The 25212-nt window shown below is 46.0% G+C and carries 25 protein-coding genes; 5 read left to right on the top strand and 20 right to left on the bottom strand.

Annotated elements, in window-relative coordinates; all coding sequences use genetic code 11:
- Positions 1-42: 42 nt before the first annotated feature.
- Positions 43-1155 (bottom strand): anti-sigma factor, encoded by a 1113-nt coding sequence (locus SBI19_RS00450; RefSeq protein ID WP_317964229.1) that lies wholly within the window; start codon positions 1153-1155, stop codon positions 43-45.
- A complete protein-coding gene (locus tag SBI19_RS00445; protein WP_317964228.1) occupies positions 1148-1660 on the bottom strand; it encodes a sigma-70 family RNA polymerase sigma factor in 513 nt (170 codons plus the stop codon). The genes SBI19_RS00450 and SBI19_RS00445 overlap by 8 nt, the downstream gene beginning before the upstream one ends.
- 469 nt (positions 1661-2129) lie before the next feature.
- Between SBI19_RS00445 and SBI19_RS00440 the strand changes: the two genes are divergently transcribed.
- Positions 2130-3059, top strand: a complete 930-nt coding sequence (locus tag SBI19_RS00440) for an AraC family transcriptional regulator (protein WP_317964227.1) — start codon at positions 2130-2132, stop codon at positions 3057-3059.
- Positions 3060-3306: 247 nt separating this feature from the next.
- Positions 3307-4236, top strand: a complete 930-nt coding sequence (locus SBI19_RS00435) for an SDR family oxidoreductase (RefSeq protein WP_317964226.1) — start codon at positions 3307-3309, stop codon at positions 4234-4236.
- Positions 4237-4910: 674 nt separating this feature from the next.
- On the opposite strand, the gene SBI19_RS00430 is transcribed toward SBI19_RS00435, so the two are convergent.
- Entirely contained in the window at positions 4911-5561 is a 651-nt protein-coding gene (locus tag SBI19_RS00430; protein WP_317964225.1) for a nitroreductase family protein, read from the bottom strand.
- A gap of 159 nt (positions 5562-5720) precedes the next feature.
- On the opposite strand from SBI19_RS00430, the gene SBI19_RS00425 reads away from it, so the two are divergent.
- On the top strand, positions 5721-6089 hold the full coding sequence (locus tag SBI19_RS00425; protein WP_317964224.1) for a winged helix-turn-helix transcriptional regulator: 369 nt from the start codon (positions 5721-5723) through the stop codon (positions 6087-6089).
- Between the two features lie 265 nt (positions 6090-6354).
- Here SBI19_RS00425 and SBI19_RS00420 read toward each other — a convergent pair whose 3' ends face one another.
- The 17 genes from SBI19_RS00420 to SBI19_RS00340 all read right to left on the bottom strand — a co-directional run bounded on the left by SBI19_RS00420 (position 6355) and on the right by SBI19_RS00340 (position 22189).
- Complete coding sequence (locus SBI19_RS00420) at positions 6355-7101, bottom strand: AAC(3) family N-acetyltransferase (protein ID WP_317964223.1); 747 nt, start codon at positions 7099-7101, stop codon at positions 6355-6357.
- Positions 7102-7534: 433 nt separating this feature from the next.
- A complete protein-coding gene (locus SBI19_RS00415; RefSeq protein ID WP_317964222.1) occupies positions 7535-7801 on the bottom strand; it encodes a hypothetical protein in 267 nt (88 codons plus the stop codon).
- 176 nt (positions 7802-7977) lie between these two features.
- On the bottom strand, positions 7978-8427 hold the full coding sequence (locus tag SBI19_RS00410; protein ID WP_317964221.1) for a GNAT family N-acetyltransferase: 450 nt from the start codon (positions 8425-8427) through the stop codon (positions 7978-7980).
- A gap of 160 nt (positions 8428-8587) precedes the next feature.
- Positions 8588-8983, bottom strand: coding sequence for a VOC family protein (locus SBI19_RS00405; protein WP_317964220.1), 396 nt, complete (start codon positions 8981-8983; stop codon positions 8588-8590).
- Between the two features lie 332 nt (positions 8984-9315).
- Entirely contained in the window at positions 9316-12336 is a 3021-nt protein-coding gene (locus tag SBI19_RS00400; RefSeq protein WP_317964219.1) for a glycoside hydrolase family 9 protein, read from the bottom strand.
- A gap of 558 nt (positions 12337-12894) precedes the next feature.
- On the bottom strand, positions 12895-13350 hold the full coding sequence (locus tag SBI19_RS00395) for a hypothetical protein (RefSeq protein WP_317964218.1): 456 nt from the start codon (positions 13348-13350) through the stop codon (positions 12895-12897).
- 148 nt (positions 13351-13498) lie between these two features.
- The gene (locus SBI19_RS00390; RefSeq protein WP_317964217.1) at positions 13499-13993 is read right to left on the bottom strand and encodes a GNAT family N-acetyltransferase; all 495 of its coding nucleotides are present in this window, start codon (positions 13991-13993) and stop codon (positions 13499-13501) included.
- A 216-nt stretch (positions 13994-14209) separates the two neighbouring features.
- The gene (locus SBI19_RS00385) at positions 14210-14731 is read right to left on the bottom strand and encodes a hypothetical protein (RefSeq protein ID WP_317964216.1); all 522 of its coding nucleotides are present in this window, start codon (positions 14729-14731) and stop codon (positions 14210-14212) included.
- A gap of 1 nt (position 14732) precedes the next feature.
- Positions 14733-15020, bottom strand: coding sequence for a hypothetical protein (locus SBI19_RS00380; RefSeq protein WP_317964215.1), 288 nt, complete (start codon positions 15018-15020; stop codon positions 14733-14735).
- A 28-nt stretch (positions 15021-15048) separates the two neighbouring features.
- Positions 15049-16215 (bottom strand): hypothetical protein, encoded by a 1167-nt coding sequence (locus tag SBI19_RS00375; RefSeq protein ID WP_317964214.1) that lies wholly within the window; start codon positions 16213-16215, stop codon positions 15049-15051.
- A 163-nt stretch (positions 16216-16378) separates the two neighbouring features.
- Entirely contained in the window at positions 16379-16741 is a 363-nt protein-coding gene (locus SBI19_RS00370) for a VOC family protein (RefSeq protein WP_317964213.1), read from the bottom strand.
- Between the two features lie 208 nt (positions 16742-16949).
- On the bottom strand, positions 16950-17651 hold the full coding sequence (locus SBI19_RS00365) for a hypothetical protein (protein WP_317964212.1): 702 nt from the start codon (positions 17649-17651) through the stop codon (positions 16950-16952).
- Between the two features lie 31 nt (positions 17652-17682).
- Positions 17683-18171 carry a peptide ABC transporter substrate-binding protein gene (locus SBI19_RS00360; protein ID WP_317964211.1) on the bottom strand — a complete coding sequence of 163 codons (489 nt, stop codon included), beginning with the start codon at positions 18169-18171 and terminating at the stop codon, positions 17683-17685.
- An 84-nt stretch (positions 18172-18255) separates the two neighbouring features.
- The gene (locus SBI19_RS00355; protein WP_317964210.1) at positions 18256-19173 is read right to left on the bottom strand and encodes a hypothetical protein; all 918 of its coding nucleotides are present in this window, start codon (positions 19171-19173) and stop codon (positions 18256-18258) included.
- A 121-nt stretch (positions 19174-19294) separates the two neighbouring features.
- Entirely contained in the window at positions 19295-20092 is a 798-nt protein-coding gene (locus SBI19_RS00350) for an undecaprenyl-diphosphate phosphatase (RefSeq protein ID WP_317964209.1), read from the bottom strand.
- 320 nt (positions 20093-20412) lie between these two features.
- The gene (locus tag SBI19_RS00345; protein ID WP_317964208.1) at positions 20413-21528 is read right to left on the bottom strand and encodes a nitric oxide synthase oxygenase; all 1116 of its coding nucleotides are present in this window, start codon (positions 21526-21528) and stop codon (positions 20413-20415) included.
- Between the two features lie 43 nt (positions 21529-21571).
- Positions 21572-22189, bottom strand: coding sequence for an NUDIX domain-containing protein (locus tag SBI19_RS00340; protein WP_317964207.1), 618 nt, complete (start codon positions 22187-22189; stop codon positions 21572-21574).
- Positions 22190-22486: 297 nt separating this feature from the next.
- On the opposite strand from SBI19_RS00340, the gene SBI19_RS00335 reads away from it, so the two are divergent.
- On the top strand, positions 22487-24625 hold the full coding sequence (locus tag SBI19_RS00335; protein ID WP_317964206.1) for a multicopper oxidase family protein: 2139 nt from the start codon (positions 22487-22489) through the stop codon (positions 24623-24625).
- 95 nt (positions 24626-24720) lie between these two features.
- Entirely contained in the window at positions 24721-25095 is a 375-nt protein-coding gene (locus SBI19_RS00330) for a VOC family protein (RefSeq protein ID WP_317964205.1), read from the top strand.
- The last annotated feature ends 117 nt before the right edge of the window (positions 25096-25212 follow it).

Genomic DNA, 25212 nt, shown 5'->3' with positions numbered 1-25212 from the left:
GTGATTGAACTAAAGTCTCCCGATAGTTTAATGTTAATAGCGCTAATAGCTGTATTCTATTCCGCTTGCATTTTGTTGATCCCAATTCCACCAGTCAATAGTCCCGACAAATGGCGAATTCATTTCTTTTTCCTCTTGTAACTTAAGTAACTCCTTTGTCGGTCCAGTAAGTACAGCCCCATATATCTTAATCCCATTCTTCTCTAGATAGGAATACCTCTGTTCAAGCGTCACTCCTCTTACTTGAGGTTCTACTTGAATGCTGGAGAGCAAAGTATTAGTCCACTTGGGATGTTCGATTAAGTATTGTAACTCGTTCATAAAGGTTTGCGCTCTGCGCTCTCCTTCTCCATTAACCTCGATCGTGAAACTTCCGCTTCCGTTTTCTCCGTAATTCAAGGCATCTGGCGCGTAGCCAAAAACCAAACCATTTCCTAAGACAGGATTGCGTGTTGCTAATTCTTTTTCAATACCGGTATCAATTGCTAACCAAACCGTTGTCACATCATATTTTTTAATTAACTTATAGTAATCGTCATGGGTCATAGGACGAGCTAGCGAAATCGCTAGTTGGGCGACTGTTCCTTCAGGCAATTTCTGAAGTATGTTCCAACCAATCGAATTTATATCTGAACCTTCAGGATATGTGCCCCCAGGATAATGAAAATTGAACGGCGTACGGTGTTGACCATCCTTCCAATTGAATTTCCCTGTAAGCTTGGAAAAGATGAAATTATCCTGGAAAGTGCCTACTCTTTGTTGTTCACGCCCTACAAGTTCATTCAACTCGAATGTATACGTCCACGAAATGAAACTATTTTTCCCTGAAAAGCTTGACGCTGTAACTCCTGGCTTAGTGAATTGAATAACATCTGAAGTTATACGCAGAGCTGCCTGAGTATTTGGTTGAAACCACCGAGTTACAAAGAGCGAGTTAGAATATATGTAACTAATTAGTAGAAGCACAACTAAAAACAAAGTTGATAAAGAAACTAGAACAATAAATACTCTGTTCTTACGTTTTCCTTTTTTTAAGATACGTGTTTGTACATCTTCTGGCAAAAGAGTAGGAGAACCCTGATTTCGTTTATCGGTCTCTTTCAACCGAGCGATAAGGTTACGGTCCCATTCCTCATCATCATGTTCATTACTCATGCTCTTCGCTCCTCCAGTTTGCGCGTAGTTTTTGCCTTCCTCGATAGATAGCGCTTCTCACATCCGAAAGTGAAATATCCAGCACTTCTGCTATTTCCTCATAACTCAATTGATGGGCGTAAAACATAAGCAACGCATTCTTTTGTTTCCAAGGAAAAATAGAAATTACTTGTTCAAATTTTTCCCAGAACTCCTTATCTAGCAAGTGATGTTCGGGCTCTTGCGTTGCAACCGAAGTATCTAAATGCTCATCACTAAGGGCAGTTAGCCCTTCTCTTTTTCGCTTACGGTACCAATCAATAAATGCGTTATAAGCGACTTTGAATAACCAAGGTCGCACCAAACTGTTCTTTTTCATATCTAAAAATCGAAATGCACGAATGAACGTGTCTTGCGTCAAATCCTCCGCAACCCCAGCATCACCGGTTAATCTGCGTAAATACCGATAGATATCATTCATATGCATACGGTAAACGTCTTCTAATTTGACGCTCACAACTGCCATCACCTCGCTCATCCCTGGTGCATACACTCTTACCACGATCTCGAAAAGAAAAATGTTACAGTCTTAAAAATAAAATCAAAGATCTTATTCGAAGTTAAACTCTAGTAGTAATGGATTTTTGAACAAAAACGAGTGCATTGAAACTGGACACGTGCTTGCGCGACGCATAGATCAGTCGTCAAATGATCGCGAATTTTCATAGCTTCCCGCAATTCGGCATATACGCCTTGGGGAAGGTTAGGTACGCTTGGCCTCTACGTCAATATCTTTTTATGGCATGGGGCAATCTTTTATTTGTCTTTAGAGATGGTTTGACGATTACATGTCTATTTGACATCATAGTGTTATTATCGGATGGCGACAAATACTGAACAGCCATTAAGGGCAGTGTCACAATGCCATTCTGGTTGTTAAGAACCATTTAAGTTAGTCAAAGATTCTAAATAAATGGAGTTGAATTGAAAGCAAAATGAAGAAGCCAGATGTAGATTCGCTTTCAAATGGATCGCTTGACGCAGAAACGACTCGTTTGGCCCGTCTGATCCACGCCTACACTCCATTTGACGGCACCTTTAGCCAGTGCATTCCCGGTTTGAACGTCAGCCGTTATTCAAAAGTAAATATTGACTACGTAAGAACCTTCAACTCACCCTCTCTGTTAATCGTTGCTCAAGGCGAAAAGGTCGCCACCGTGGGGCAGGAGATCTATCAATTTGGCCGATCACATATGCTCATGTTCCCTATCGCTCTACCGATCGCTGTGAAGACCACGCAAGCTAGCCCTTGTGAACCTTTTCTGAGCGTAAAGCTGGATCTTGACCCACAAAGGATTGCTGAGTTAGCACTGAAAGTGTATCCCCAGGGCCTGCCTGCCGTTGAGGAAAGGCGCGCTGCTTATGTCATTAGCGCCGACTTGGGTATGATCAAAGCTGTATCGAGGCTTCTAGAGTATCTTTCCAGTCCCGTCGAAGCTGAATTGCTTGTCCCGCTTGCGATCGATGAGATTTTGATACGAGTCCTGCTCAGCCCTGTTGGCGTTCATGTCGCTGAAATGTGTTCTGCGGACTCGAGGATGCAGCGAATTGTTAAGTCGATTATGTGGCTTCACGATAACTTCTCCCAGCAAATGAAGATTAGGGATTTGGCCAAGATGGTACATATGAGCGAGTCCTCCTTTCACGAGCATTTTAAGGCAGTTACTTCAATGAGCCCACTCCAATACCAAAAAGCGCTGCGCCTTCATGAAGCGAGACGTCTGATAGTCTCCAGCTCTATGGATGTAAACACCGCTTGTCAGCTGGTGGGATATGTAAGCACTTCTCAGTTTAGCCGAGATTACAGCCGCTTTTTCGGTGGCCCGCCAAAGAGAGATGCTGCTAAATTACGTCAACAAAAGTGATGTATATCGTTTTTACAATAAGAGCTCCAATTTCCGTATCGGTCGTTCCTGCATTAGATTAATCTCTAACAGCCAGAGATCAAGTTGTATTCCGGAGGATTATGCAAGAAGTGACGAGGAACTGGCAAAAACCTGAGCGGTACGCAGACTATAATGAGTTAGTCTTGAGGCCGGCGATGCCAATCTTTATTCGCAGTACCGGTGCTTCAAGCCACTCACTTTTCAGTTATTCAAGGAGGATTTCATTATGCGTATTTTTGTCACAGGAGCGACGGGCTTCATTGGATCCGCCGTCGTGAACGAACTCATCGAAGCAGGACACCAGGTAGTCGGCCTTGCCCGCTCAGACAAGGCTGCCGAGTCGTTGACGGCAGTCGGGGCCTCGGTGCATTTTGGTGCCCTCGACGACCTCGACAGCCTACATAAGGGCGCTGCCGCAGCCGACGGCGTTATTCACTTAGGCTTCAAGACCGACTTTGCGGATTTCTCCGACGCAGTTGCTACCGACCTGCGCGCCGTCGAAACTTTTGGGGCAGCGCTTGAGGGCTCCAATAAGCCATTTGTGTTCACCACGGGAACCTTAGTTGTCGCATGGTCGAACCCTGAGCCGATTCTCGGAACGGAGGAGATCGCGGTCGACTCCAATGTACCACGGGGCGCAGCGGAGAACGCGGCGATCGCACTAGCAGATCGGGGGGTACGGTCATCGGTCGTTCGTCTCGCACCAACCGTGCATGGCCCTGGCGATCATGGCTTCATCTCCATGCTGATCGGCATTGCTCGTGAAAAAGGCTTCTCTGCCTACGTCGGCGACGGGTACAACCGCTGGCCGGCTGTCCATCGGCTCGATGCGGCGCGCTTGTACCGTCTCGCAGCCGAATCAGCATCGGCCGGCTCACGGCTGCATGCTGTCGGCGAAGAAGGTATTCAATTTTGTAACATCGCCGGCGCCATCGGTCGTAACCTAAACTTGCCAGTAGTTAGCATTTCCCATGAAGAGGCACAAGCCCATTTCGGTTTTCTGGGCCCCTTCACATTTACCGATAACCCCATGTCGAATACTCTGACCCAGGAACGCTTGGGGTGGCGACCCGTGCATCCTGCATTGATTCCGGATATCGAACAGGGGCATTACTTCAACACACAGGGAGAGTATTGGAGGGCGTTAAAGAACTAACAGACTCTTGACTCAAAAGCCTGAATAACCAGAAAGAAGACATCTATCCTCAATATAGAGACAGATGTCTTCTTTTTCGGTATCCTATTGGGTCATTTATGCAGGTTATATCAATCCTTTTAATTACAATATCCGCTCGATATGGTTTTAGTTCAATTACTCTTATGGGTAACGTTACTCACTCTATGCGTCCTTCCCCCAATAAAAACAGCATCCGGTTACTTGCCGGCTGCTGTCATCCCGTTCGCTCAATGAGCCCCACCATAAAGAATAATTTTCCTTTATGTGCGAGAAGATAATTTAAAAGCAATCTTCTGGAGGTGTGAGCTTGAAAAAACAATCATATTGAGCTTTCTTGTATTAGCGTTCACTATGTCGTTTGCCCAGGCAAGTGAACTCGAAAAGTATCCTGGGAACTCAGATAAAACCTTCCCTTCTGCGAATGATTTTTATCAACAAATCAATCGAAACGAATATACAGAATATCCCGACTCTGTATTCAAACTCAGAAGGAAAGTTCTGTACAAGGAGATTGATGACGTTCTTGTCCTTGCACCTGAACAGTTCGGTAAAGCATCCGTAAACGGCATTGGTTATAATCCAGCCAGGCAATAAAAATGCGAAAAGGAGTTGCTAGTGCAACTCCTTCGGTTGGTAATTCCCTAAATGATTATTTAAAGCTTTCTATTCCAGAAGGTTAATTCATCTACCTCTAATCTTACAGTCGGGTATCCAGGTTCTTTTGCTTTTCCAACAGCTATCAGTAGAACATTAACGAGATTTTCTGGTATATTGAACTCTTTTCGAAACGCTTCAACATCGTATCCAATCATAGGTACAGTATCGTAACCTCTTGCTTTTGCAGCTAACATAAATTGCATAGCTGCTAGGCCGCTATCAAGCATTAGCCATTCTCTTTTGACTTGCTCGCTTACATTTCCACTAAAATCGTCGATGCTACTATCAATTTTTTCTTTAACTTCTTTTGTCATAAAACCCGCATCGACAGCTTTTTGGTTAATTCTATCTGAATTTTCTATAGAATAAGCATTCAAATCACCTAACACAGCAATTACAACAGGTGCTTCAAGTACTTGACGTTGACCTAAAGCAATTTTGTGTAATCTTTCTTTAAGAACAGATTCCGTAAAGACCATAAACCTCCAAGTGTTTAGATTATGAGCATTTGGAGCAAGGATAGCTTCTCCAATAAGTTCTTTGATTTCTTCATCAGGAACATAAACTGAAGTATCAAATTTGCGAACAGATCGGCGATCATGAATCACATCGTAAAAATTAGCACTTAGATTTTTCTTCTTTTCCATTTGCTTGCCTCCGTCATATATGAATAGATTAGTTTAAGATATAAGACCTAACTTGCTTACGGGTTTATTATGGTATAGTACAAATACATTGAATAGTACGCACTTTTTCGTGATATACACACGAAAAAGTAACAATTGCATTATTGTTAGGAGATCAAAATGAGAAAAATATATAATAATCAAGTTGAAGTCGTGTTAGATGTAATGGGGGGAAAGTGGAAGTCACACATTATCTTAAATTTAGGAAGTGGACCTGTTAGAACGGGTGAATTAAAACGATTGGTTACGGGGATTACACAAAAAATGCTTATAGAAAAATTAAAGGAACTTGAACAAGATGGATTAGTTTCCAGAATAGTGCACAATCAAGTGCCGCCGAAGGTTGAATATTCCCTTACAAACTTAGGGGCTTCATTGCATGAGGTTTTAAAAGGAGTTTGTGATTGGGGAGATCTTTATGTTAAGCAAAGATACTCTGACGATGAAGTTACAATAAGGGCGAATAAGCATGACACACACCAGAAATAAAGGCAGCCGCTCATTAAGCGACTGCCTTTTCTCCTTCCGGTACACATCACAGGCGTTGATACTAAACTGCCCGTTAGCTTAATGCCTTTGGCCTGTTTATTCCACATGCCGGGCGCCAAAGGGATCGGACGACGAGTACGGCAGCACATGCGAGTGAATGTGTCTCCTGCGACGGTGCCGGCTGCAGGCGGAGCTGTGTTGCTATTCATCACTGAGGCTGAACGATCGGCATTAACAAGTAAATTTAGATATATTGCAAAGAATATTAATAGTCGGTCAGATAGTTCGGGTCCTCCTTTAGATGTTTGGCAACCATAGCTCGGAGTTGCTTCGCGCACATTAATCTTGTCGTTGCGTTGCCGAATTTCCCGAGGGTCATGACGCCGGTACTAAGTGCTTCAGGTTCGAGTTTCGTGAATGTGTTGGATCCGACCCGTGCGCAGTGGCGAAACTGTGGCGTATAGTAGCGGTCACCTTTGGGCCCGATCGTGTATAAGTCAGTTTTCTCGGCAGAAATCGTTCCGACTGCCCCATCCCATTCCTCGACCCCATGAATGAAAGTATTACGACTAAAATTAACGCCGATCAGCAGGATCTGGGCACCCCGCTGCCAAAGTTTGTGATAGGTGCCGCCCGCTCCGCACGGGGTTTGCAGATGTTCCTCGCCCGCGATAAAGGACTCGGCATCTTTACCACAGGCTGCCACTGAGTGGGTAGGGTGCAGAGAACGCACGACTCCTGGACGCTTGCGAAAAAGCTCGGTCAGCGCCCCGATGCATGTTGGCGTATATAGGTTGTCGCAGACCGGATTGTCAGTTCCGACATTGCGCCACGTATGCGCTCCCAGCACGAGCAGCCCGTCCTTCATGTAGTCACTCAGCGCATCAAGCACAGTCTCCGCACCACCCTCGACCGCGCCGATTGCCTTGTACGAAATATGGATTTTCAACGTCCCGAGCGGGTCGACGCCGATATTTTGAAGATGCTCGATCAAATCAATCTTCCTAAACATAATGTACCTCCGTTTATTCTTATAGGAGGATTTTATCACAAATAACGCCATCTACAGCCAAAGTTTACGAATCTGCCGTAAACGAAAAGCCGGACGTTTATCAAACGGCAAGAGCTGTTCGCTATTTATGGATAATGGCTTTAGTCGATTTGCTCCACGAGCCGGGAGTCAACCGACGAGTACTGCAGCGCGAGAGAACCCGCAACTTGCGACTGTACTGGCCGCAGGCGCCGCAGCTTGCAACTCGAACTTAATCGGGAATGTTCTTGTCTCCCGACAAACCGAGAGCAATCCTTGATACATCCAATCTTAAAACCTCCTAATAGAGCAATTAGTTCTAGTTTGCTTCTAACAGGAGGTTTTAGACTTTTTGATTCAACTAGCGTTACGAGCGCTTCGGTAGAATAATAATCGGGATCGGGCTTTCCTCATGCTATTTGATGTGGTAGCGATCAATAATGGATTGATGCGCTTCTGGGTGCTTCAGAATAAAATCTCGCGCTTTATTCATTTCAGACGGTGGTAATTTCCCTGTCTCAACATCAATCATAATTTGCGAATAGTAATCTGCTTCTTGTGGAGTAAACATCCTCTGAACCGGCGTCGATGATTCTTGTCCGTTGTTTACTTGAGCATAAACGGCAGTACCGCCTACTGCGAGCATCGCCACGACAGCACATAGAATCAGTGCTTTCTTCAATTCTTCTCCTCCTTTCTTTACATTATAATGTTTCGGTACTTAAGAGAATCAAGCGGCTGCCGTTATGTCTGGAATGAGCTATAAGTTCTCCGTTAGTTCAATCCGCGATTATAGACGAGTAAGTTTGTACTGTAACAATATCTTACTAATACCGTAGAATTCGTCTGTCTTTTGGTTCACCAACCTGAACCCATTTGATTCATAAAACTTTTTCCCGATTTGATTTTCTTTTGCCACCCACGCGGTAAATATTTAATCTCGTTTACAGTATGCAACAGATAGTTCAACATCGCCTTACCAACACCACTGCCCTGCACTTCAGGCGCAGCATAAATCCTGTTAAGTTCATAAGAAGTACCGTCTTCATTCGGAAGCTTCACGATTTGGGCGAAGGCTTGCACTTTTCGTTCTGTGTCCGTTGCAACAACGAACTGACTATTCGTTTTCTGTATATCTTTTTCAATTGCAGTTGCTAATCGTTGCATCGAATAGGCTTCAGATACGAATTTTATAATGATTCCTTGCGGATAAATGTCCTTGTAAGTATGCATCCATGCTTTCATTGCAACCTCTGCGATAGCCTGTTCATCTTTATTCTGAACTCGGCGCACATCTAGCATACTCATCTAGAACATCACCTTTGCCAACTATTAATAGTTATGCATGTTTCCAAAAAACATCCAATAAAAAATTTGAGACTGTATGAAATTGAGTCTGCCCTTTAGTTTAATCATAGTAAGCAATAAGCTCTAGGAAATCGAGCTATCTTGCGTTGTGACAACCAAATTACAGCAACTGCGCAAACTCCCACAAATGCCCGTCCGGATCGGCAAAACAAGCAGTCCGCCGCCCCCATGGGCGTGTTATCGGTCCATTCAATAACTTAACGCCCCGCACTTCCAGTTCATCGCATACCCGATCAACATCTGGCACTTGGATCGTGAACTGAAACCGCGCACCATCTCCACCGCAGCCAACTTCCACCGGCTCAATCAACTCTCCTGCATTCGATTGATTTAACAGATTAATGCATGTATTGCCATAATCGAACACCGCACAGTTTTCATCTTCGTATCTGATCGCAAGTTTGAACGTCTCTAGGTAGAATACCTTCGACCGATGCAAATCTTCCACAAACAATGTGATTTCGGTAATATTGTTCGCCCAGTCAGCTGTCGCCATCTGCTCTCAACCCCATTTGAAATATTTTACAATTATATTTGAATCATATGAATTGCTTGTTTCATTGTCAATGCCTAATATGGGGGCTGTGCTTGTCGCTTACGATCCTGCGCCCATTGCGCATAACTGTCCAATAACTTAACGACAAAAGAGCTGCAGCGAGGCAACTCTTTTTGTCGTTAAACTAAATTCCTCCGTTAGCTTAACGCTCAGTGTCATCATATGCATCTCCGAGCGGTTGAAAATCCTCCATAACACAAACGCGAACGAGTTCGTCAAATGACGCACCCGTTCGCTCTTTTGAATTGCTCAAAGTCGGTTTGGAGATCAGGTCATTTGATCTTTGCTTGGGACAACAGGTATTGGGCATCCCGGATCAGACAATCAGCAGCTTCCACTGAAATATGCTTGCCTCTCTGCGCCTTCAATTCATTCACCAAGGCATCAAGCGCGTTCGCAGACAATTTGCTTTGCAAGCTGTCTGCGATACCAGCATTATCAATCCATCCCGACTTTTTAAAGCTGGTTACCAAGGCCTGCATGGATTGGATGCTGGTAGTCGTCTGGAATACGATCTTGTTGCTGCTTATATTTCCGGCCAAGTCACTTGCTTTGACGATCAACGTATGCGAACCGAGCATCAGCGTATAGAGCGGTATAGTCGCTCCTTGCTGCACACCTTTTCCATCCAGCGTGATCGTCGTCTTACCGGCGTCAACTCCGGATAAGCTATCATCCAGCGCGATGCCCGCCGTAATGGCAAGTGAATCGTTGTACGTACCATTTACCACATCCGTTAACGCAATTTCCGGCGCGGTCAAATCCAAGTTGAAGCTGATGGTTTTAACAGCTTCAACATTGCCGGCGTTGTCCGTCGAACGATAGCTCACTGTATGTTCGCCGTCTTGACTAACAGTGACAGGCGCCGTGTATGTTTGCCATGTAGTCCCGCCATTCAGACTATACTCCGTATTGGCTGCGCTTGTTACATTGTCAGTTGCAGTCAGGCTGACTGTCACATCCGATGTATACCAGCCGTTGCTTCCGTTTGGAGCCGATGGATCTATGATTGCTGTTGTAACAGGAGCATCCTGATCGCTGTCGGCAAAAGCGGTTACAAACACCAGATTGGCAGTCGAACCAACTGTATGTTCATTCGTCGTCCATTCGGTATAGCTATCCATAAAGTTTTTGGCAGGGAAGTTGGAAATGCCTAGATTATTATACTTATTTGGTCCTAACGGCATAATTCCCTTCGGCACCCCTGGTCTAGGGTCGTTGTTCATTATCCCGTATACGTGTTCAAGACTGTCGTCGCCATATCCCGTTACAAAGCTTTTCCTCAATGGATTAGCGCCAAGAATATAATTTAATGCAGATAGCGCCATATTGTTAATCGCTTCGTTATTCATTCCAAGAAGTTTGGAACCAATCAGGGCTTCTGTAGCCGTATTAAGGATGATGTTGTTGCTGCCCCAGTAATAATTACCCTGGTTAACAGTATTATTCCAAGCATTGCTTTGATATCTATCAATTTTGAAGTTTGACCAAATCGTAAATTCATCTTTATACCAGTTCACAACATCCGTGTCGCGGTTATCAGAACCCGTGTAGTAGAAAAATGCCCAATGCCAAGCGCCGAGCCAATCTCCGTTCGGATCCTCAAATCTGTCCTTGCTTTGCGCATAGTTATTCACGAAGTAGTCGTTATACTTTGCATCGCCAGTAGCCCGATACAAAGATGCGGCAGCCATCAGCCTCGATTCCTTATCGGTGTCAGATTCATAAGTTCCTGACGGACCTTTAATATTATCGGGATTCTGTTCGAGATACGTCCATCCGCGCACAGCAGCCGCTAAACATTTATCGGCAAACGCCGGATCATACTTAGCATACACGATTGAAGCATGTGCTAAGGCAGCTGCTGCCCATGCCGTATCATTGGTCGGCCTTACGTTTACGACATCGCCTCGTTTATCCCTTATTGCCCTATTGTTATTATCATTATTCATTGACTCGACTTTGGCGTAGAAACCGCCGCTTTCAGAGTCTTGCATATTTAGAATCCATTCAAGTTCCCATCTTGCTTCATCAAGAATATCAGGAACGCTGTTTCCGCTTTCCGGAATATTGGTCTGGTCCGCATAGGTCTCCGGGAACAACTCATCCGACCATAATAGAGTCATGACCGCCCCCGCTCCGGCAGTTACATACTTTCCTTTATCACCGGCATCAAACCAGCCTTTCGATACGTCTTTAGTAACCGCTGAATTGGATTCAAAGGTGGCGGCCGTATCCATAGGTGTTATGTCTGCCCTTGGGTAAGGAGTGTACTGCGGCTCAAGCGCAATTCCTGAACGTTGAAAATAATAATATTTGGCCGCATCGGTCAATAAAGGCTTATAGACATCATCTCCGATCTTAAATTTGGGAGATTTATCTATACCGGATGCACTAACCGTAATGTAATAATCACCCGGATCTTTTAGGTCCGAGAATACAGCCTTTAGAACCCTTTCGCCGGAATCAATGTCGTAATTGTTTACGAGGACCAGTTGCCCGCTATAAGCAACTGTGTCGTCAGCGACTCTCCTTACCTGGAACGGAGTTCCGACATCAGCGGTTAATTCATCTTCGAATCCGGAAACATATGCATATTTCTCGGAAGCGTTACGGAATCCCACCTGATTGACCTTAATAGCCGGAAACCCTGGTTCTTTATCGGGAGAAGTTAGTTTAATCTGGTTTAACCAAACCGTAACCGGCTCATCGTTTGCTCTATCCAGCAGGATAGCCTTGGCATTGTGCTCATCCAGATCAACCGATGGGTCATTGTAAATATCCTTTAGGGGGATCTTTACATGCTGCCAATCCGTTGTAACTGTAACGTAATCCGATATTGATTTAAATACAGTGTGTTCGACACCCGACGCACGTCTCTCCACATGGTCATCGCCGCCGATTTTAAATTGCTCTCCGCCATTCTTGCCCTTTACGTTAAATTCTAGGTACCCGTTCGGAACATAATTGTGCATATCATGATTTGCCCATCCAGCCATTACAAGCACGGCGGACATCCAATCTACCTTCGTTGTAATATTAAATCTCAATGAAGGTAAATTTTCATAGGTTGCTTGCGTATCAACAGGCAAGCCACCGTTTACCGTTTCCAATCCGCCGCTGCTCCCGGACCACCCGCTGTAACTATCTTTAAATACATAAAAGTCCGGAAGATTTCTCCACCCTTCTGGAGCGCCGTAACTATTTGCATGGGCCACTATAGTCGGCGAGATTACAGGAGTAAATCCGATTGCAATGCCTGCGATTAGAGCTAATAATTTTTTACCTTTCATAAACTGCCTCCTCATTCATCTGCTAATCGACTTTACGTATCCGGGAATACAAAATTAGACCTGAAATCACTGCTGTCTTCCCTCGAATTAAACCGCTTACAAAAATCCGAGTATCACCTCCTTGGATACCGCACATATCGGTGTATTTAACTTCATGTCGGAGTAATTGAATCTTGTTGGATAATGCCTAGCGGACCTATGAGAGTGGGAAAAAAGTGGGACATATTTCGATCATATCAGAAGGTTTGAATAGTATCCTTAGTATTTCGGCCAAAAATTAGCATAATAAAGACATCTCACATCTCGAAACATTTTCGAAGTGTTTCCGGATTAAAATAAAAAACAGCAGCTTTATGTTGGCTGCTGTCGCATTCGTTATTTTCAAATTTATACAAAATGATCGACCGCCGCGTCCTGACGATAGAGGTGAAAGCTAGGATCAAGTAGGATAGTGGCCTTTATACGATTGTTCAGCTTTCTCACTTCGAGGACGCGACACCGCCCAGCGAATGCCGGACTGCTGCAACGTTCTCCAGATCGAATAAGCCTTTCGGTAGTTCAAATTTTATCTTTCGTCTTTAAGCGGATAATCTGAACTTTCCCATCAACCGTCCAAAATTCTTGTATTAACTTGTTTTTCGAATCTTGATAGGTGTAAACTTTTGCTCCTTGTTCGATACGGGTGGAGTATTTCTTTCCTAATTTTTTTATGACCTTATCCACCGAGTCCCCCTGCTTGATTCCATCTCTGCTTTCGAGGGGCTTCATTTCAGAGCGTGTTTCGATGCTCAAGATGATATTTTCAGGGCTCACAATAAAACGAATGCCATCTTCATATCTCAAAGAAAGGTTCGTTCCTATAATTTTTTCTTCAACGATTGGATATGCCCGCTCCTTTTCAAACAGTGTATTTGGCTGATATCCATATAATTCTTGACCAGACAAATCAATATCGCTAACGCTCAAGCATCCAGCAATAATCAAAAAACTTAGAACAATCAAGAGTTTGTTCATTTAACCTTCTTGTCACCCCGCCCTTTGATCCAGTATAACGTAATATAATGGTTATTCCTTGTTACATTGGAACTAAACTAATCTACCCTGAACAGCCTGCTGGATCACTCCGGCAGGCTGCATTATTGATATATCATTTTCCTTTACTTTAGGACGGAGTCCTGTTATTGAACGCATGCACAAATTTGTTTATATCCTCTCGAAATACTTCATTATATTGACCAGAAGTATATCCGTTCACTACATTCCTCCAAAAATGTATGGCTGGTTCATTTGCCTTCACCTGAACAACTTTCCAATTAGCTTGGTATAGATCAAACGCTTGAGCAGCAGCAATCTTTCCTAATCCTCTTCTCCGGTACTTTCGTAGGATCAAAAAATCATAAATGACGTGAGTTGGATCGGGGTCTGTGTCATAATTCTCAAAGAGAATAATCAAAAATCCAATGATTTTATCCTGACTACATATCAAATACGGATTCCATCTTCGATCTTCCCAAATATAATCCAAATCTATTTCAAACCGTCCATCTAAGCCTATATCTGCATCTGTATATTCGGAAAACTCATAATAGTAATACTGGTATAGGTTGTATAGGATTTCTTTATCCTCTATCTTTACAGGCATTAGTCTAATTTCCATAATTAATCCTTCACCTCTACTACATACTCTACCATATAGCTTATGAGACGCCTGGGAAAAATCGATTAATAAACAAACTATCCTTTCGTTAGCTGAACGAAAAGCTGCCATATAATGCAATCTTGATTGATGTAACATTGAACATATTATCAACTCTTTTATGATCTATGAAGTATTTGTTGTAACTATCGTTCTCCGACAGTTCAACAACACTGGCTATTTTAGTCGCTTAAATCCGAAGAGATCAAGTAATGTATAGAAGAATCTGAGCGTGTCTTCCTGAGAAGATATTTTATCTTCATACGCTTCAAATAAGATGTTAGCCTGTGCATGAGTCTTATCTAGGTTGCCTCCATAAAAACCATAAACAGCCCGCGCAAGCGTCCAAGCAAGAGAAGAGCAATTGAGGCGTCGCTTTTTAGAGGGCTTCCCTTCCATTATTGTCCAAGCCCAGACTTCTACCAAAGCAATTAAAGCCATTTCAGGAGTTTCGGCATTGAATTGTGGACGAAACCCTTCAGCTAGCCCAATCAGTTTCACTTCTTCTAAACCGACCGTTTTATTCTGGGATAAAATTAAGTCCTTTCGCATGATGTCCCGGATCGTTGGAAAATGGACACTGGATAGATTGAGCAAATCATTCTTCCAGAACCAAGAATCATCCGAGTCCTCAATATTCGAGAAATCAATTATTAATACCTCATCTAACTGTCTTTTTGTTAATTCCCGTAGATTCATATTACTTTGTTCCATTGTTAACGATGGAGTTTCCGTACAGTAACAAACCCAACCGCACACCTTTCCAATAAGTGTATCTGCCCGTGTAGAAACCCGCGCACAGCATGCTCAAGATAATAAGCACCAGTCCGAACCAATAGTTGTCGCCATCGATATACGCTGCCGCCCATTCCGTCCCCACCATTTGACGGGCCACTATTGCGATCAGAGAGTATTCATTGCCCGCTAAAATTGACACGAATATACCTATCAGCAATGCCAATATACTGATTCGCTTTGTCTCCCCCATATTTATCGTACTCCTTAAGATTTATGGTTTAGCGTTCATGTAGCACCTGGTCGTCACCTCGCGCAGTATTACCCATCACTAGTTCCCAGGATTCTTCTGCTAACTCCAGCAGTGTCTGTGCAACTAACAAAAGATGTCTTGATTTTTCTTTATTAATTCCTTTGTCTTCTGTTAAGCTACCTACAAGCTTATCCATTACCAAGATAAACCTGAGCGATGCGCTCGCAATAAACCCGAAGCGGACAAGCTTATAATCCCCGAGCCATCCCCGGTCTCTAAGACCTTGTAAATAACATTGAAACAGCTCTTCTTTATACATCTCTATCTTGCTCATTGGAATCTTGTTCTTCATTAAAGCATAGCCAAACATTCGGCCTAGCTCTTCGCCCACGCCCGAGATGCTTGCGAACTGCCAATCGATTGCTATTAATGAAGCAGTACCATCCTGTTGCGCAAGAAAAATGTTCTCCCAATGCACGTCCTGATGGGCAAATACACGGGGCAACTTTTCTATTGTATCAAGCAGGCTATTTACCCTGTTCCTATTTCGAAGGTAAAGCTCCCATATTAGGCTAGTACCATTACAATCATTCAAACATGAATCCCAGATAACTTGGTGTTTCTCAATTGGTTTAGCATAAGCAGTACAAACCTCTACCCAGGAACGCAGCCAATTGCGGCATAAGAATGACTCGGCTGGGAGAGGGGTTCCTGTTAAGTAAGCGCCATTGTATGTACCGAGCAAATATGAGATTTTACACATCTGTTCAAATGACCATTCATCGCTTTGAATATCTTCAATTGCTATATCCTCGAGCCATATCCACACGGTATCATCGGGATGCTCTTCTACTGCATGACATATAGGCGCCCTTATACCAAATGGTAATTGCCTCAATATCGCTGATTCATAAATCAACGCTTCACGTTTCCAGTAATGATAATGATCAACCTGATCCCTTAAAGAATCGGATTTTAACAGTTTGAGTATCAACGTATGCTTTTGTTCTATTTGATTGTCTAGAGTTGTACAAGCTACCCGATAGACCGAACTCTCTCCCTTGATTTTTCCAAGCGGGCTGCAATCCCATGATAATAGCAGTAAACATTCAGAAAGTACGACTCGCCGTAATAGTGTTTGTAAATAAGCAGGATCAATAATAACTTCATCTACCGTTTCTAGGGACATCTCCATTAGTTGACCTCTGTTTTCTCTATAAATTTACCAATGTATAATACTTGACGAGTATACTTTATTCCTTTATTAGAATAGACTCAAATCCCCGTTACTTTAATTAAATCGAAGAGGCAGCCGATCGACTAAGATCTGCTGCCTTGTAATTCTGAACTGAAGTTTTCTAAATCGAACAAGCCATCAATACGTTCCCATCAAGGTCTTTGAAGTGAATCACTTCCTGATCCATATGTACGATTTCTACTCCAAATTGGGTTAGGAATTGAAATGCAGCTGCATGATCGGGTGCGGTTATGCTAAAAATCGGTTCGGGAGAAGGGGTCACTTCAACTCTTCTTTTCAAAAATAGATTAGAACAATGATTAACGTTTAAATCGAAGATATGCATATCATCGCTAGTTATCTCGGGAATAGGCAGACCCAATAAATTGCAGTACCATTCAACAGAATTCCTAATATCTGTTACGTAAATGAACAATGCCGGAACAATTGCTTTAATTGGCGTAATGACCATTTGGTCTTCCATAGTAAATAACCTCCTATTAATTTACAACGTTTCACAATCATTAGCTACTACATTCGTTGTATAAACGGAACTTCCTTGTTAATAATTGGAGATCTACAGTCATTTTGGTAACGCTCTCTTTTACCTTTATATTAATCTACATCCTTATTCCTAGATCTTTATTTTCCTCTCCCAACAAAAAAAAGAACGAACAGCAAGCCGTTCGCTCCTACTTCCTATCGCCGCCAATCCTAAACCCGACAACCGCGGACAATATCGCAACGATTGCGAAGGCGAGGAAGATGTACCCCTGCGGCAGCGAACGATCGCGTTCATTCTCCTCATGGACAACCGCAACACCGCCGACTTCATGAACGACATCGACCGGACGAAGCGATTGATGCGTACCAACCTGATCGACCTGCCGCCCATGATCGAAGATCCTTCCATTCGTACCCTGACGATCATCCTGTGGATCGTAAGGCCGCACAAGATCATCCAGCTGCTGCACGACGGCATCGTTTAATGGCTGCGTACCCGTACATAGACCGGTTCGAACCACGCCCTCTTCCTTATCCGCGAAGACGAGATACGAGCTTCCAAGCGAGAATGTATAACCGCAGCTAGCTTCGTCACGAACAGTGCGAACGACCGTTTCTTTCTCGACGGTACCTTTCCACACCTTGTTCACTTCGAATGTAACCATTACAGGATCGGCCGAACTTACGAGACCATCTCCTCGACTAACCGTATCGATGGTCGACACTTCCCCTGCAAACACAGCCGATCTCGAGTCGAGCTCATACCCAATATCCGGATAACTCGCACAAGAGCACGCATACACGCGTTCCGCACCGACTAACGGGAATACGATCGTAACAATGAGCATCGCGGCGAGCATAAGTACAATCGATCGTGATTTCTTCTTCATAACGCAGCTTCCTCTCTGTATGTTCATCGGCTCAGCTAATCCAAGTTCCTTCAGCACGAGAAACTTTCCATTCCCCTTGTTTGTGCGTCGCAACCACTTTCATCCCGATCGCCCCATCGCCAGCCCGATATTTCGAACCTTCAATTGCAAAGGAGTTCGCTTTCATCTCGGTCTTCTCCACGCGCAGCAGCACGCCGTCCAGCACCTGCGTCTCCTTATTGAGAAGGCCTTTCTCGATTAATTGCTCATAAGTCGCATCCATCGCTTCAAGCTTATATTTGTCGGCAAAAAAATCGAGGATCTGCTGCTTATCTCCCTCATCCAATCCTTCGAAATTACGCATATCGATGGCGATATATGTCATGCCGCTATTCAGACCTTCGTCTTCCGGCATCATGGCATCCAGAGTTAGACTGTACAGTTCCCCTCGATCCGGTTGTGCAGCGCTTCCATTCGAGCACGCCGCAGCGGCGAATAACATACAAGCGATGACCATGCCGATAAAAAGCCTTCTCATCATTCTTGCTCCTCTCTGCTCTCCAGTTACTCAACCAAACGACGAGAGGTGTGAAAATGTTGCAGGCAGGTGCCCGCACAACTGTTTCTATGTACCATCTACTCGTGTTAACCGCTGTGAACTGAACATGTAACTCGCCTGAACAACCTGTCTGCCCTCTTCGCCAACCTCCATCGTAACTCGAACATAGCCATTTTCAACCGTATCAGCACTCCAATATGGGCTAGGAAGCCCTAACAAGTTCTTCACAGTCGCGCTTATCTCAAGCATTGAACCAACCCAACGTCCGAATGACACATCAGGCGTATTGTTATGCAGTCCTTGGAATTGCATAAGCAGCTCCTCGGAACCATCTTCATCGAGATCATTCACGCTTGGCAGCCCCCAATAATTGAACCCGTACCAGCGGTCAAGCGCAGCATCATAGACATAGTATGTCATTAGACCAGGCCCATTCACGCCGCTGTCCACCGCTCCATGAACGATCATTGCAGCAGGTTCATCGGATGACTTATAGTCAAGCAGTACTAATGAACCTTCTTCATCAGGTTGATCAGATTCGAGACTCGTATTGCCGCAGCCCATATACTTGAAGTGTTCTCCCTTATAATCAAGCAGCACAACCCTCAAATAACTCGCGTAGCACAAGGCACTCTCATCCTGCTCCTGAAAGACGGACAACGATACCGATTCACCATTCATTTGTCCAAAATCCACCGTCTTCGTCAGCTTCCAACTATCCTCGATCTGCACTTGCTCCAACCCAACCCATTCCACAGGCTGATAGGTCAACACGACCTCATCCATCAACAGATCGCTTATATCCGAAGTGGGAACCTCACTCTCTTGTACCGCGGTTGCTTCCTCATCTTTAACTGCTGATTCCGTCTCTATGGTAGACACCACGTCCTCATGCAACGATGGTGTATTCGAATTCGAGTCGCTGCAAGCGCTCATCGCGATAGCCATGAGCAGCCCCGTTAACGCAACATGCCACAGACGCATATCCAATCCTCCCCAGCTCTTCCTTCTCCCATAGACGAAACGATTGGTGAAAGGTTGCTACCATACGAAAAAAGCCGCATCCGGCATAAGCCGAACGCAGCTCTCAGGTAACTTAACAGATCTACACAACAAGCAAGAAAACAAGAACAGCAAGCACGAAGCGGTAGTAAGCGAACCAAGACAGGCTCAGACGCTTCACCAGGTTCAAGAACGTTACGATCGCGATCATTGCAACCACGAAAGAAGTGAACAGTCCCGCTAAGAACAATCCAGCGTCGCTCGCTACAAGCGCATCATGGTTCTTCAACAGATCGACGCCGCTTGCGCCGAGCATAATGGGAACAGACATGAGGAAGGTGAATTCCGCTGCCGCAGCCTTGCTGACACCGAAGAAGATACCGCCAGCCATCGTCGAGCCCGAACGCGAGAAGCCGGACCAGAGCGATAGAATCTGGAAGCAGCCGATTCCGAACGCCTGCCGATAGGTAATATCGTCGAGCGTTTCAGCAGATGGTTTGCGACGAACCTTCTCTGCGCCGATCAGTAGTAGACCACCGACGATTAAGCTGACTACGACTGTCTTCGGACCGAATAAATATTCCTTAATGAAATCATGCAGCAGCAATCCGAGAATACTCGCTGGAAACATACCAATTATGATATGTAAAATATTAAGCCCTGGCGCTTTCAAATTAAACGTAAGCAGCTTCATAAACCGTTTCCAGTACAGCACCAGTACCGCGAGCACGGCGCCCAGCTGGACAACAACCTCGAATGTCGTAGCCCGATTGCCCTCTGGATCACCTAAGAAATTAAGAATGTTGCCTGTTACGATCATATGACCCGTAGAGGACACCGGCAGAAACTCCGTTAGTCCTTCGACGATACCCATAATGACCGCTTTGACGATATCAGTCATGAATAAACCTCCTACAACTTGTTGTACATGTGATCACTACGCCAGCAAACCCAAGCCACCTATAAGGCCTCAGCGCTTACTGATGCAACTCGTTTATATTCAATCGCTATACAAGCATTGTACGTCCACATTTTGGGTTTGTGAAGTCTACACCTGATAAACGATACGTAAACGCCAGTCGAGTTTCACGGTCGGAATAACTGTCCGGACCCTCCTCAGCATTCCATACTGCATTTCGGTTCGTAAGTACCTCTATCGTTTACCCAATTCCTAGTCCAGTGAATCCAAGCATGGATTAGATGCTGAACTTTATTATACGCTTAGTCCGAATACGGCTTCGGCTGATAGCTGAATCTGGGCTCCCGCTCCGTATTGTCGAAGCCGCGATGCCAGATTGGCGTTGCAGATGGCGACATCGGGGGGATGAGCCACGACCACCTGCCTGTAATCGTCCGTCCTGCCGCATGCTCCTGCTGTTCGAACCGGCCGAATTGCTCCGCTGCCGTGTGATGATCAACGATGCTGACTCCCGCGCGCTTGTACGAATGAAGCACTGCCGCGTTCAGTTCGACGAGCGCTCTGTCTTTCCACAGCGACGTATTCGTCGTCATATCGTATCCGAACAACTCCGCAATTGGACGCAGCATATTATAACGGCTCGCATCCGATAGATTACGCGCACCGATCTCCGTTCCCATATACCAGCCATTGAACGGCGCTGCCGGATAGCGGATTCCGCCAATTTCGAGTGCCATGTCTGAGATAAAAGGCACCGCGTACCATTGCAGCCCCAGCGATGCGAACCGCTCCTCCGTCGGATGTGTGAGCGGCACTTGCAGCGCCAGCTCATCCGGGATCTCATAGAACGACGGCGTTTCATCACCAGCGCCTATCACAAGGGGCAGCACATCGAACGGCGTCCCTTTCCCTCTCCAACCAAGCGACTCACATACCCGAGTGAATGGTACGGAATGTGGATCTCCTACGACTGAACCATCTGGCTGCTCATATCCAGCATACCGAACAAGCTGATGATTCCAGATCCGCAGGTTGCGTCCGTGCGATTGCTTGTTTTCCTGCGCGAATATCGTAATAGCCGGTCGTACCCGGCCATCGTTCGTCGCATAAGCCATATGCTCGAAGATCGCCTCGACAGCCGTCTCGGCTGTTTCCGCATCTCGTGCATCCAATACGGCAAGCGATTGCCAGAATAGCCTACCGATGCAGCGATTGCTGTTCCGCCAAGCAAGTCGAGCGCCATGCGTCAGTTCTTCGGTCGTATGCTCATATGCACCTGTTCGAATGATCTGCTGCATCACTTCGGCAATCCGACGCTCTATTTCGACTTCATCCCTTGCAAGCTCTTGATAGCATTGACGGATGAAGGCATCCGCTCGGTCCATGAGCTGCTGTTGTTCCAGTGTAAGTTCAATCATCGCTCTGTCGCGCCTCCAGCCATGCACCATTCAATCATGCTGTTTAATTTAATACATTCGTAACGATCTGCGACCAGGATTCCAGCTTCGAATAGATGTTCTCTTCACGAAGCTGTTCGACTGTGATCCACTGCCCTTCCAGCTGATCCGTTTCACGAACGTTCACTTCACCCTCAGCATCAATATCGAGAATAACGAGCAGCCCGATATGGACTTTGCCAACCTCGTTCTCATCATCATTAATGAAGCCAATCGTCGTGAATGTTCGATTAGAAGCAATAATCTCGAGCTCCTCTTCCAGCTCGCGGGACAGATTCTCCTGCAGCACCGCTTCGAACGATTGAAGCTCCGGATTGTCGTTCATATGACCGCCAGCCCCAATCGAGAGCTTATCGAATAGACGCGTCTCTCCACCGCCTCCGAGCCTCCGGTACATATAGATATCGCTGCCTCTGCGTATGACGCAATATGGAATCGGCTGCTTGTGTGCTGCATTCTCCTCTGCGTCTCCGCGGCGCATCGTCGAATAATGATCTGCGATGTTAGCGGCGAGGACAGCTACTTTCTGCTTATCCTGCTCAACACCGTGAAAATAAAGTGTCTCGCTTGCGAACAGCTTCTCTCTAGGCACTACAAGGATGATCTCGTCCATTTTCCCCACAATATATGTCCACCTTTTGTTCAATTATGTATGTTGTTTCGATTCCTACGACTTCAAGCATTTTACCACTCGGCACGTTCATGTAACAAGTCTAGATGTATGCTTAACCATTAAGTAGACGAACGAAATGCTAGAAAGCAGACCTATCACACGCCTTTGAACGCTTTCATCCTGGACAATAGTCCAGCCTCTATTCATCCCCCGGTCGGTTCATCCATTCGGCATCTATCTTTACAATAAGTATCGGTAGCGATGAAACGTATCGATCAAATGTTGTTGTCGAACAGGGGATGCTTAATGACGGAGGATATGTTCGGATTTGCGGGATTTACAGCTTTATTCACCATGATTATCGCGTGGATCGCAGCTTATCGCGGCGGTAGACTGGCATACAGCCGATCGCCACGCCAACTCAAGGGCCGCTCACTTCGGCTGATGGTCATGCTAGGGGCTGCCGGATTGCTAGTCGCAATCAAAACAATTGGCATGATAACGAATTGGCCGACTGGCTATCACGCTTTCGAGACAAAGTTGGTTCTGGATCTTGCGCTCCTTCTCGTGCCCGGCGCAGCCGTTCTGACGCTATCCGTGCCGCGCCTGATGCAGCTGCGCGCTGCAGCGAAGGGAGAACATCATTGGAATACCCGAAGCGCTGCTAGTGGACTTGGCAACAGCCTTCGGGGCCAGGCCGCCGACCCGCTGTTTGTTGTTCCGATTCAGGCAGCAGGCTGGAGCTCTGGAGCTGTCTTTTACTTAACCTATTGTACTTCTATTCCATTGTCGCCTTCCGAGCTCGTATTGACTCCGGTTCTAGTGTCAGCCTTGATCTGCCTCTTCTGGGTTCGTCAAAGCTGGCGGCACCGCAGCATGCAGACTGCGGGATGGCATCGTCCTAGCGGAAGCCGCCGGCTGCTGTGGGCATCCACGACGGCGATTGCTGCCGCTGTCTTAATTACAAGCACGCTTGTTACCTCGTTAAATGCCAGTCAATTGCCCGATCGGATCGATAGGATGAGCGGCCCGATGGACTATGGCGGCGGCGCAGCACCTGTCAACGATATGCATGCGCATGGTGCGCATGCAGGAACAGGAACGGTCAGCGTGGCGGATCTGACCGGCCCGCGCACAGGCGAGGCTGACAAATCATTCACACTCAAGGCTTCCAAGCAGACGATTAAACTCGATTCAGGCGCATCGGTCGAAGCCTGGACGTTCAATGGCGGAGTGCCCGGTCCAGAGATTCGAGTCAAGCAAGGCGATCTTGTTGAGATCAAGCTCGTGAATCAAGACATCGAGGAAGGCGTCACGATCCATATGCATGGCGTCGATTTGCCGAATGCGGAGGATGGCGTCGCAGGTGTCACGCAGGATGCCGTACTGGTCGGACAGTCGTTCACCTATCGTTTCGTAGCGGAGGATGCTGGGACGTATTGGTACCATTCCCATCAAGAAACGCTGCAAGGTGAAGGCAAAGGTTTATTCGGTGCGTTCATCGTTGAGCCGCGTGAACAGCAGCCGACAGAAACAGCCGATATTGCAATTCTCGCCCATAGCTGGGAGTCAACTAACAGCTTGCAGCCTATCATCGCCTTCGGAACGGCAGATCAATCATCGGCACGAACGATAGCAGCCGGAACTGAAGTTCGACTGCGTCTCATCAACACCGATATTAATGAGAAGAGATTCCGTCTCAGCGGTACCTCCTTCCGAGTCGCAGCCATTGACGGAACAGATCTGAAAGAACCGGGTGAGCTGAAAGATCAAGATCTGCTGCTCGCAGCAGGAGGTCGATATGACATCGCATTCGTTATGCCGAACTCTCCTGTGACACTTACTACACACAGCGATAACGCTTCGGATGGCGGCGGCCAGACGGCTTCGTTGACGATGAGTCCTAATGGAGCGATCGGCCAGGCACTAGATTTGAAGCAGTCGCAGCCATTGTTCGATCCGCTAAGCTACGGAGAGGCAGATGAAGTACCTTTTGACGCGAACAGTACCTTCGATCGTGACTTCACCCTCGTATTAGGCCAGAAGCTAGGCTTCTACGATGGTAGGTTTGCTTATTTACTTACGATCAACGGCAAGGTATTCCCGGATACACCGATGCTCATGGTGCGCGAGGGAGATCTTGTACGGACGACGTTCGTCAATCACAGCTCAAGCCATCACCCGATGCATCTGCACGGTCACCATATGCTTGTGCTGAGCCGCAACGGCGTCCCTTCTACCGGCAGTCCTTGGTGGACAGATACGTTGGATGTGGCGCCTGGTGACACTTACACGGTAGCCTTCCGAGCTGATAATCCAGGTGTCTGGATGGATCACTGTCACAACCTGTTTCATGCATCGGTGGGCATGATGATGCATCTGTCCTATGAAGGCGTCTCGTCGCCATTCGCAATGGGGCGTGCAACCGTGAATCACCCGGAATAAACAATAAGCGCATAGCAGAATGTGGAATTATCGCATATAATAGAATCATCGAATATAAAACTACGTTTCGCAGAATGAAACCACGAGGTGATTCTATGACATTCACGTTCGCTGGCATTGACCATGTTCAATTGGCTGCACCAGAAGGCTGCGAGGTTGAAGCGAGAGACTTCTTCGGGAGCTTGTTAGGCTGGCAGGAGCTGCCGAAGCCTGAACCGCTTCGAGCGCGTGGCGGCGTTTGGTTCCAATGCGGAACACATCAAGTGCACATTGGCGTTGAGAAGAACTTCACGCCTGCCGCCAAGGCCCACCCTGCTTTTCTCGTTCACGACCTTCAGGCATTGCGCGAACATCTCATTCAACTGGGTGCACATGTTATCGATGACAACGCACGCTCGGAGGAGAATATTCGTAGGTTCTATATGAACGACCCGTTCGGCAACCGACTTGAGTTTATGGAGTGGCTGTAAACGAGCATTGCTAAAGTTATGCGCACAGCGTGAAAGGAAGAACGCTAGAATCGGCGGTCTTCCTTGTTATTTGGTAACAATTCTATCATATCGTAGAATCAATATTAGCAATCTCAC

This window comes from Paenibacillus sp. CCS19 (assembly GCF_033239625.1).
Classification (GTDB): Bacteria; Bacillota; Bacilli; order Paenibacillales; family Paenibacillaceae; genus Paenibacillus_T.
The sequence above is the reverse complement of the archived record's forward strand: the minus strand, read 5'-3'. Positions and strand labels throughout refer to the sequence as shown.

Excerpts from the sequence above, each read along its gene's own strand:
- SBI19_RS00410 (WP_317964221.1), bottom strand. The coding sequence starts at position 8,427 with ATGAGTATGCTAGATGTGCGCCGAGTTCAGAATAAAGATGAACAGGCT.
- SBI19_RS00350 (WP_317964209.1), bottom strand. The coding sequence starts at position 20,092 with ATGACTGATATCGTCAAAGCGGTCATTATGGGTATCGTCGAAGGACTA.
- SBI19_RS00445 (WP_317964228.1), bottom strand. The coding sequence starts at position 1,660 with ATGGCAGTTGTGAGCGTCAAATTAGAAGACGTTTACCGTATGCATATG.
- SBI19_RS00355 (WP_317964210.1), bottom strand. The coding sequence starts at position 19,173 with ATGCGTCTGTGGCATGTTGCGTTAACGGGGCTGCTCATGGCTATCGCG.
- SBI19_RS00440 (WP_317964227.1), top strand. The coding sequence starts at position 2,130 with ATGAAGAAGCCAGATGTAGATTCGCTTTCAAATGGATCGCTTGACGCA.
- SBI19_RS00380 (WP_317964215.1), bottom strand. The coding sequence starts at position 15,020 with ATGGGGGAGACAAAGCGAATCAGTATATTGGCATTGCTGATAGGTATA.
- SBI19_RS00375 (WP_317964214.1), bottom strand. The coding sequence starts at position 16,215 with ATGGAGATGTCCCTAGAAACGGTAGATGAAGTTATTATTGATCCTGCT.
- SBI19_RS00365 (WP_317964212.1), bottom strand. The coding sequence starts at position 17,651 with ATGAAGAAGAAATCACGATCGATTGTACTTATGCTCGCCGCGATGCTC.
- SBI19_RS00420 (WP_317964223.1), bottom strand. The coding sequence starts at position 7,101 with ATGTTTAGGAAGATTGATTTGATCGAGCATCTTCAAAATATCGGCGTC.
- SBI19_RS00395 (WP_317964218.1), bottom strand. The coding sequence starts at position 13,350 with ATGAACAAACTCTTGATTGTTCTAAGTTTTTTGATTATTGCTGGATGC.
- SBI19_RS00330 (WP_317964205.1), top strand. The coding sequence starts at position 24,721 with ATGACATTCACGTTCGCTGGCATTGACCATGTTCAATTGGCTGCACCA.
- SBI19_RS00450 (WP_317964229.1), bottom strand. The coding sequence starts at position 1,155 with ATGAGTAATGAACATGATGATGAGGAATGGGACCGTAACCTTATCGCT.
- SBI19_RS00390 (WP_317964217.1), bottom strand. The coding sequence starts at position 13,993 with ATGGAAATTAGACTAATGCCTGTAAAGATAGAGGATAAAGAAATCCTA.
- SBI19_RS00360 (WP_317964211.1), bottom strand. The coding sequence starts at position 18,171 with ATGATGAGAAGGCTTTTTATCGGCATGGTCATCGCTTGTATGTTATTC.
- SBI19_RS00400 (WP_317964219.1), bottom strand. The coding sequence starts at position 12,336 with ATGAAAGGTAAAAAATTATTAGCTCTAATCGCAGGCATTGCAATCGGA.
- SBI19_RS00345 (WP_317964208.1), bottom strand. The coding sequence starts at position 21,528 with ATGATTGAACTTACACTGGAACAACAGCAGCTCATGGACCGAGCGGAT.
- SBI19_RS00425 (WP_317964224.1), top strand. The coding sequence starts at position 5,721 with ATGAGAAAAATATATAATAATCAAGTTGAAGTCGTGTTAGATGTAATG.
- SBI19_RS00405 (WP_317964220.1), bottom strand. The coding sequence starts at position 8,983 with ATGGCGACAGCTGACTGGGCGAACAATATTACCGAAATCACATTGTTT.
- SBI19_RS00435 (WP_317964226.1), top strand. The coding sequence starts at position 3,307 with ATGCGTATTTTTGTCACAGGAGCGACGGGCTTCATTGGATCCGCCGTC.
- SBI19_RS00430 (WP_317964225.1), bottom strand. The coding sequence starts at position 5,561 with ATGGAAAAGAAGAAAAATCTAAGTGCTAATTTTTACGATGTGATTCAT.
- SBI19_RS00385 (WP_317964216.1), bottom strand. The coding sequence starts at position 14,731 with ATGAATCTACGGGAATTAACAAAAAGACAGTTAGATGAGGTATTAATA.
- SBI19_RS00335 (WP_317964206.1), top strand. The coding sequence starts at position 22,487 with ATGACGGAGGATATGTTCGGATTTGCGGGATTTACAGCTTTATTCACC.
- SBI19_RS00370 (WP_317964213.1), bottom strand. The coding sequence starts at position 16,741 with ATGGAAGACCAAATGGTCATTACGCCAATTAAAGCAATTGTTCCGGCA.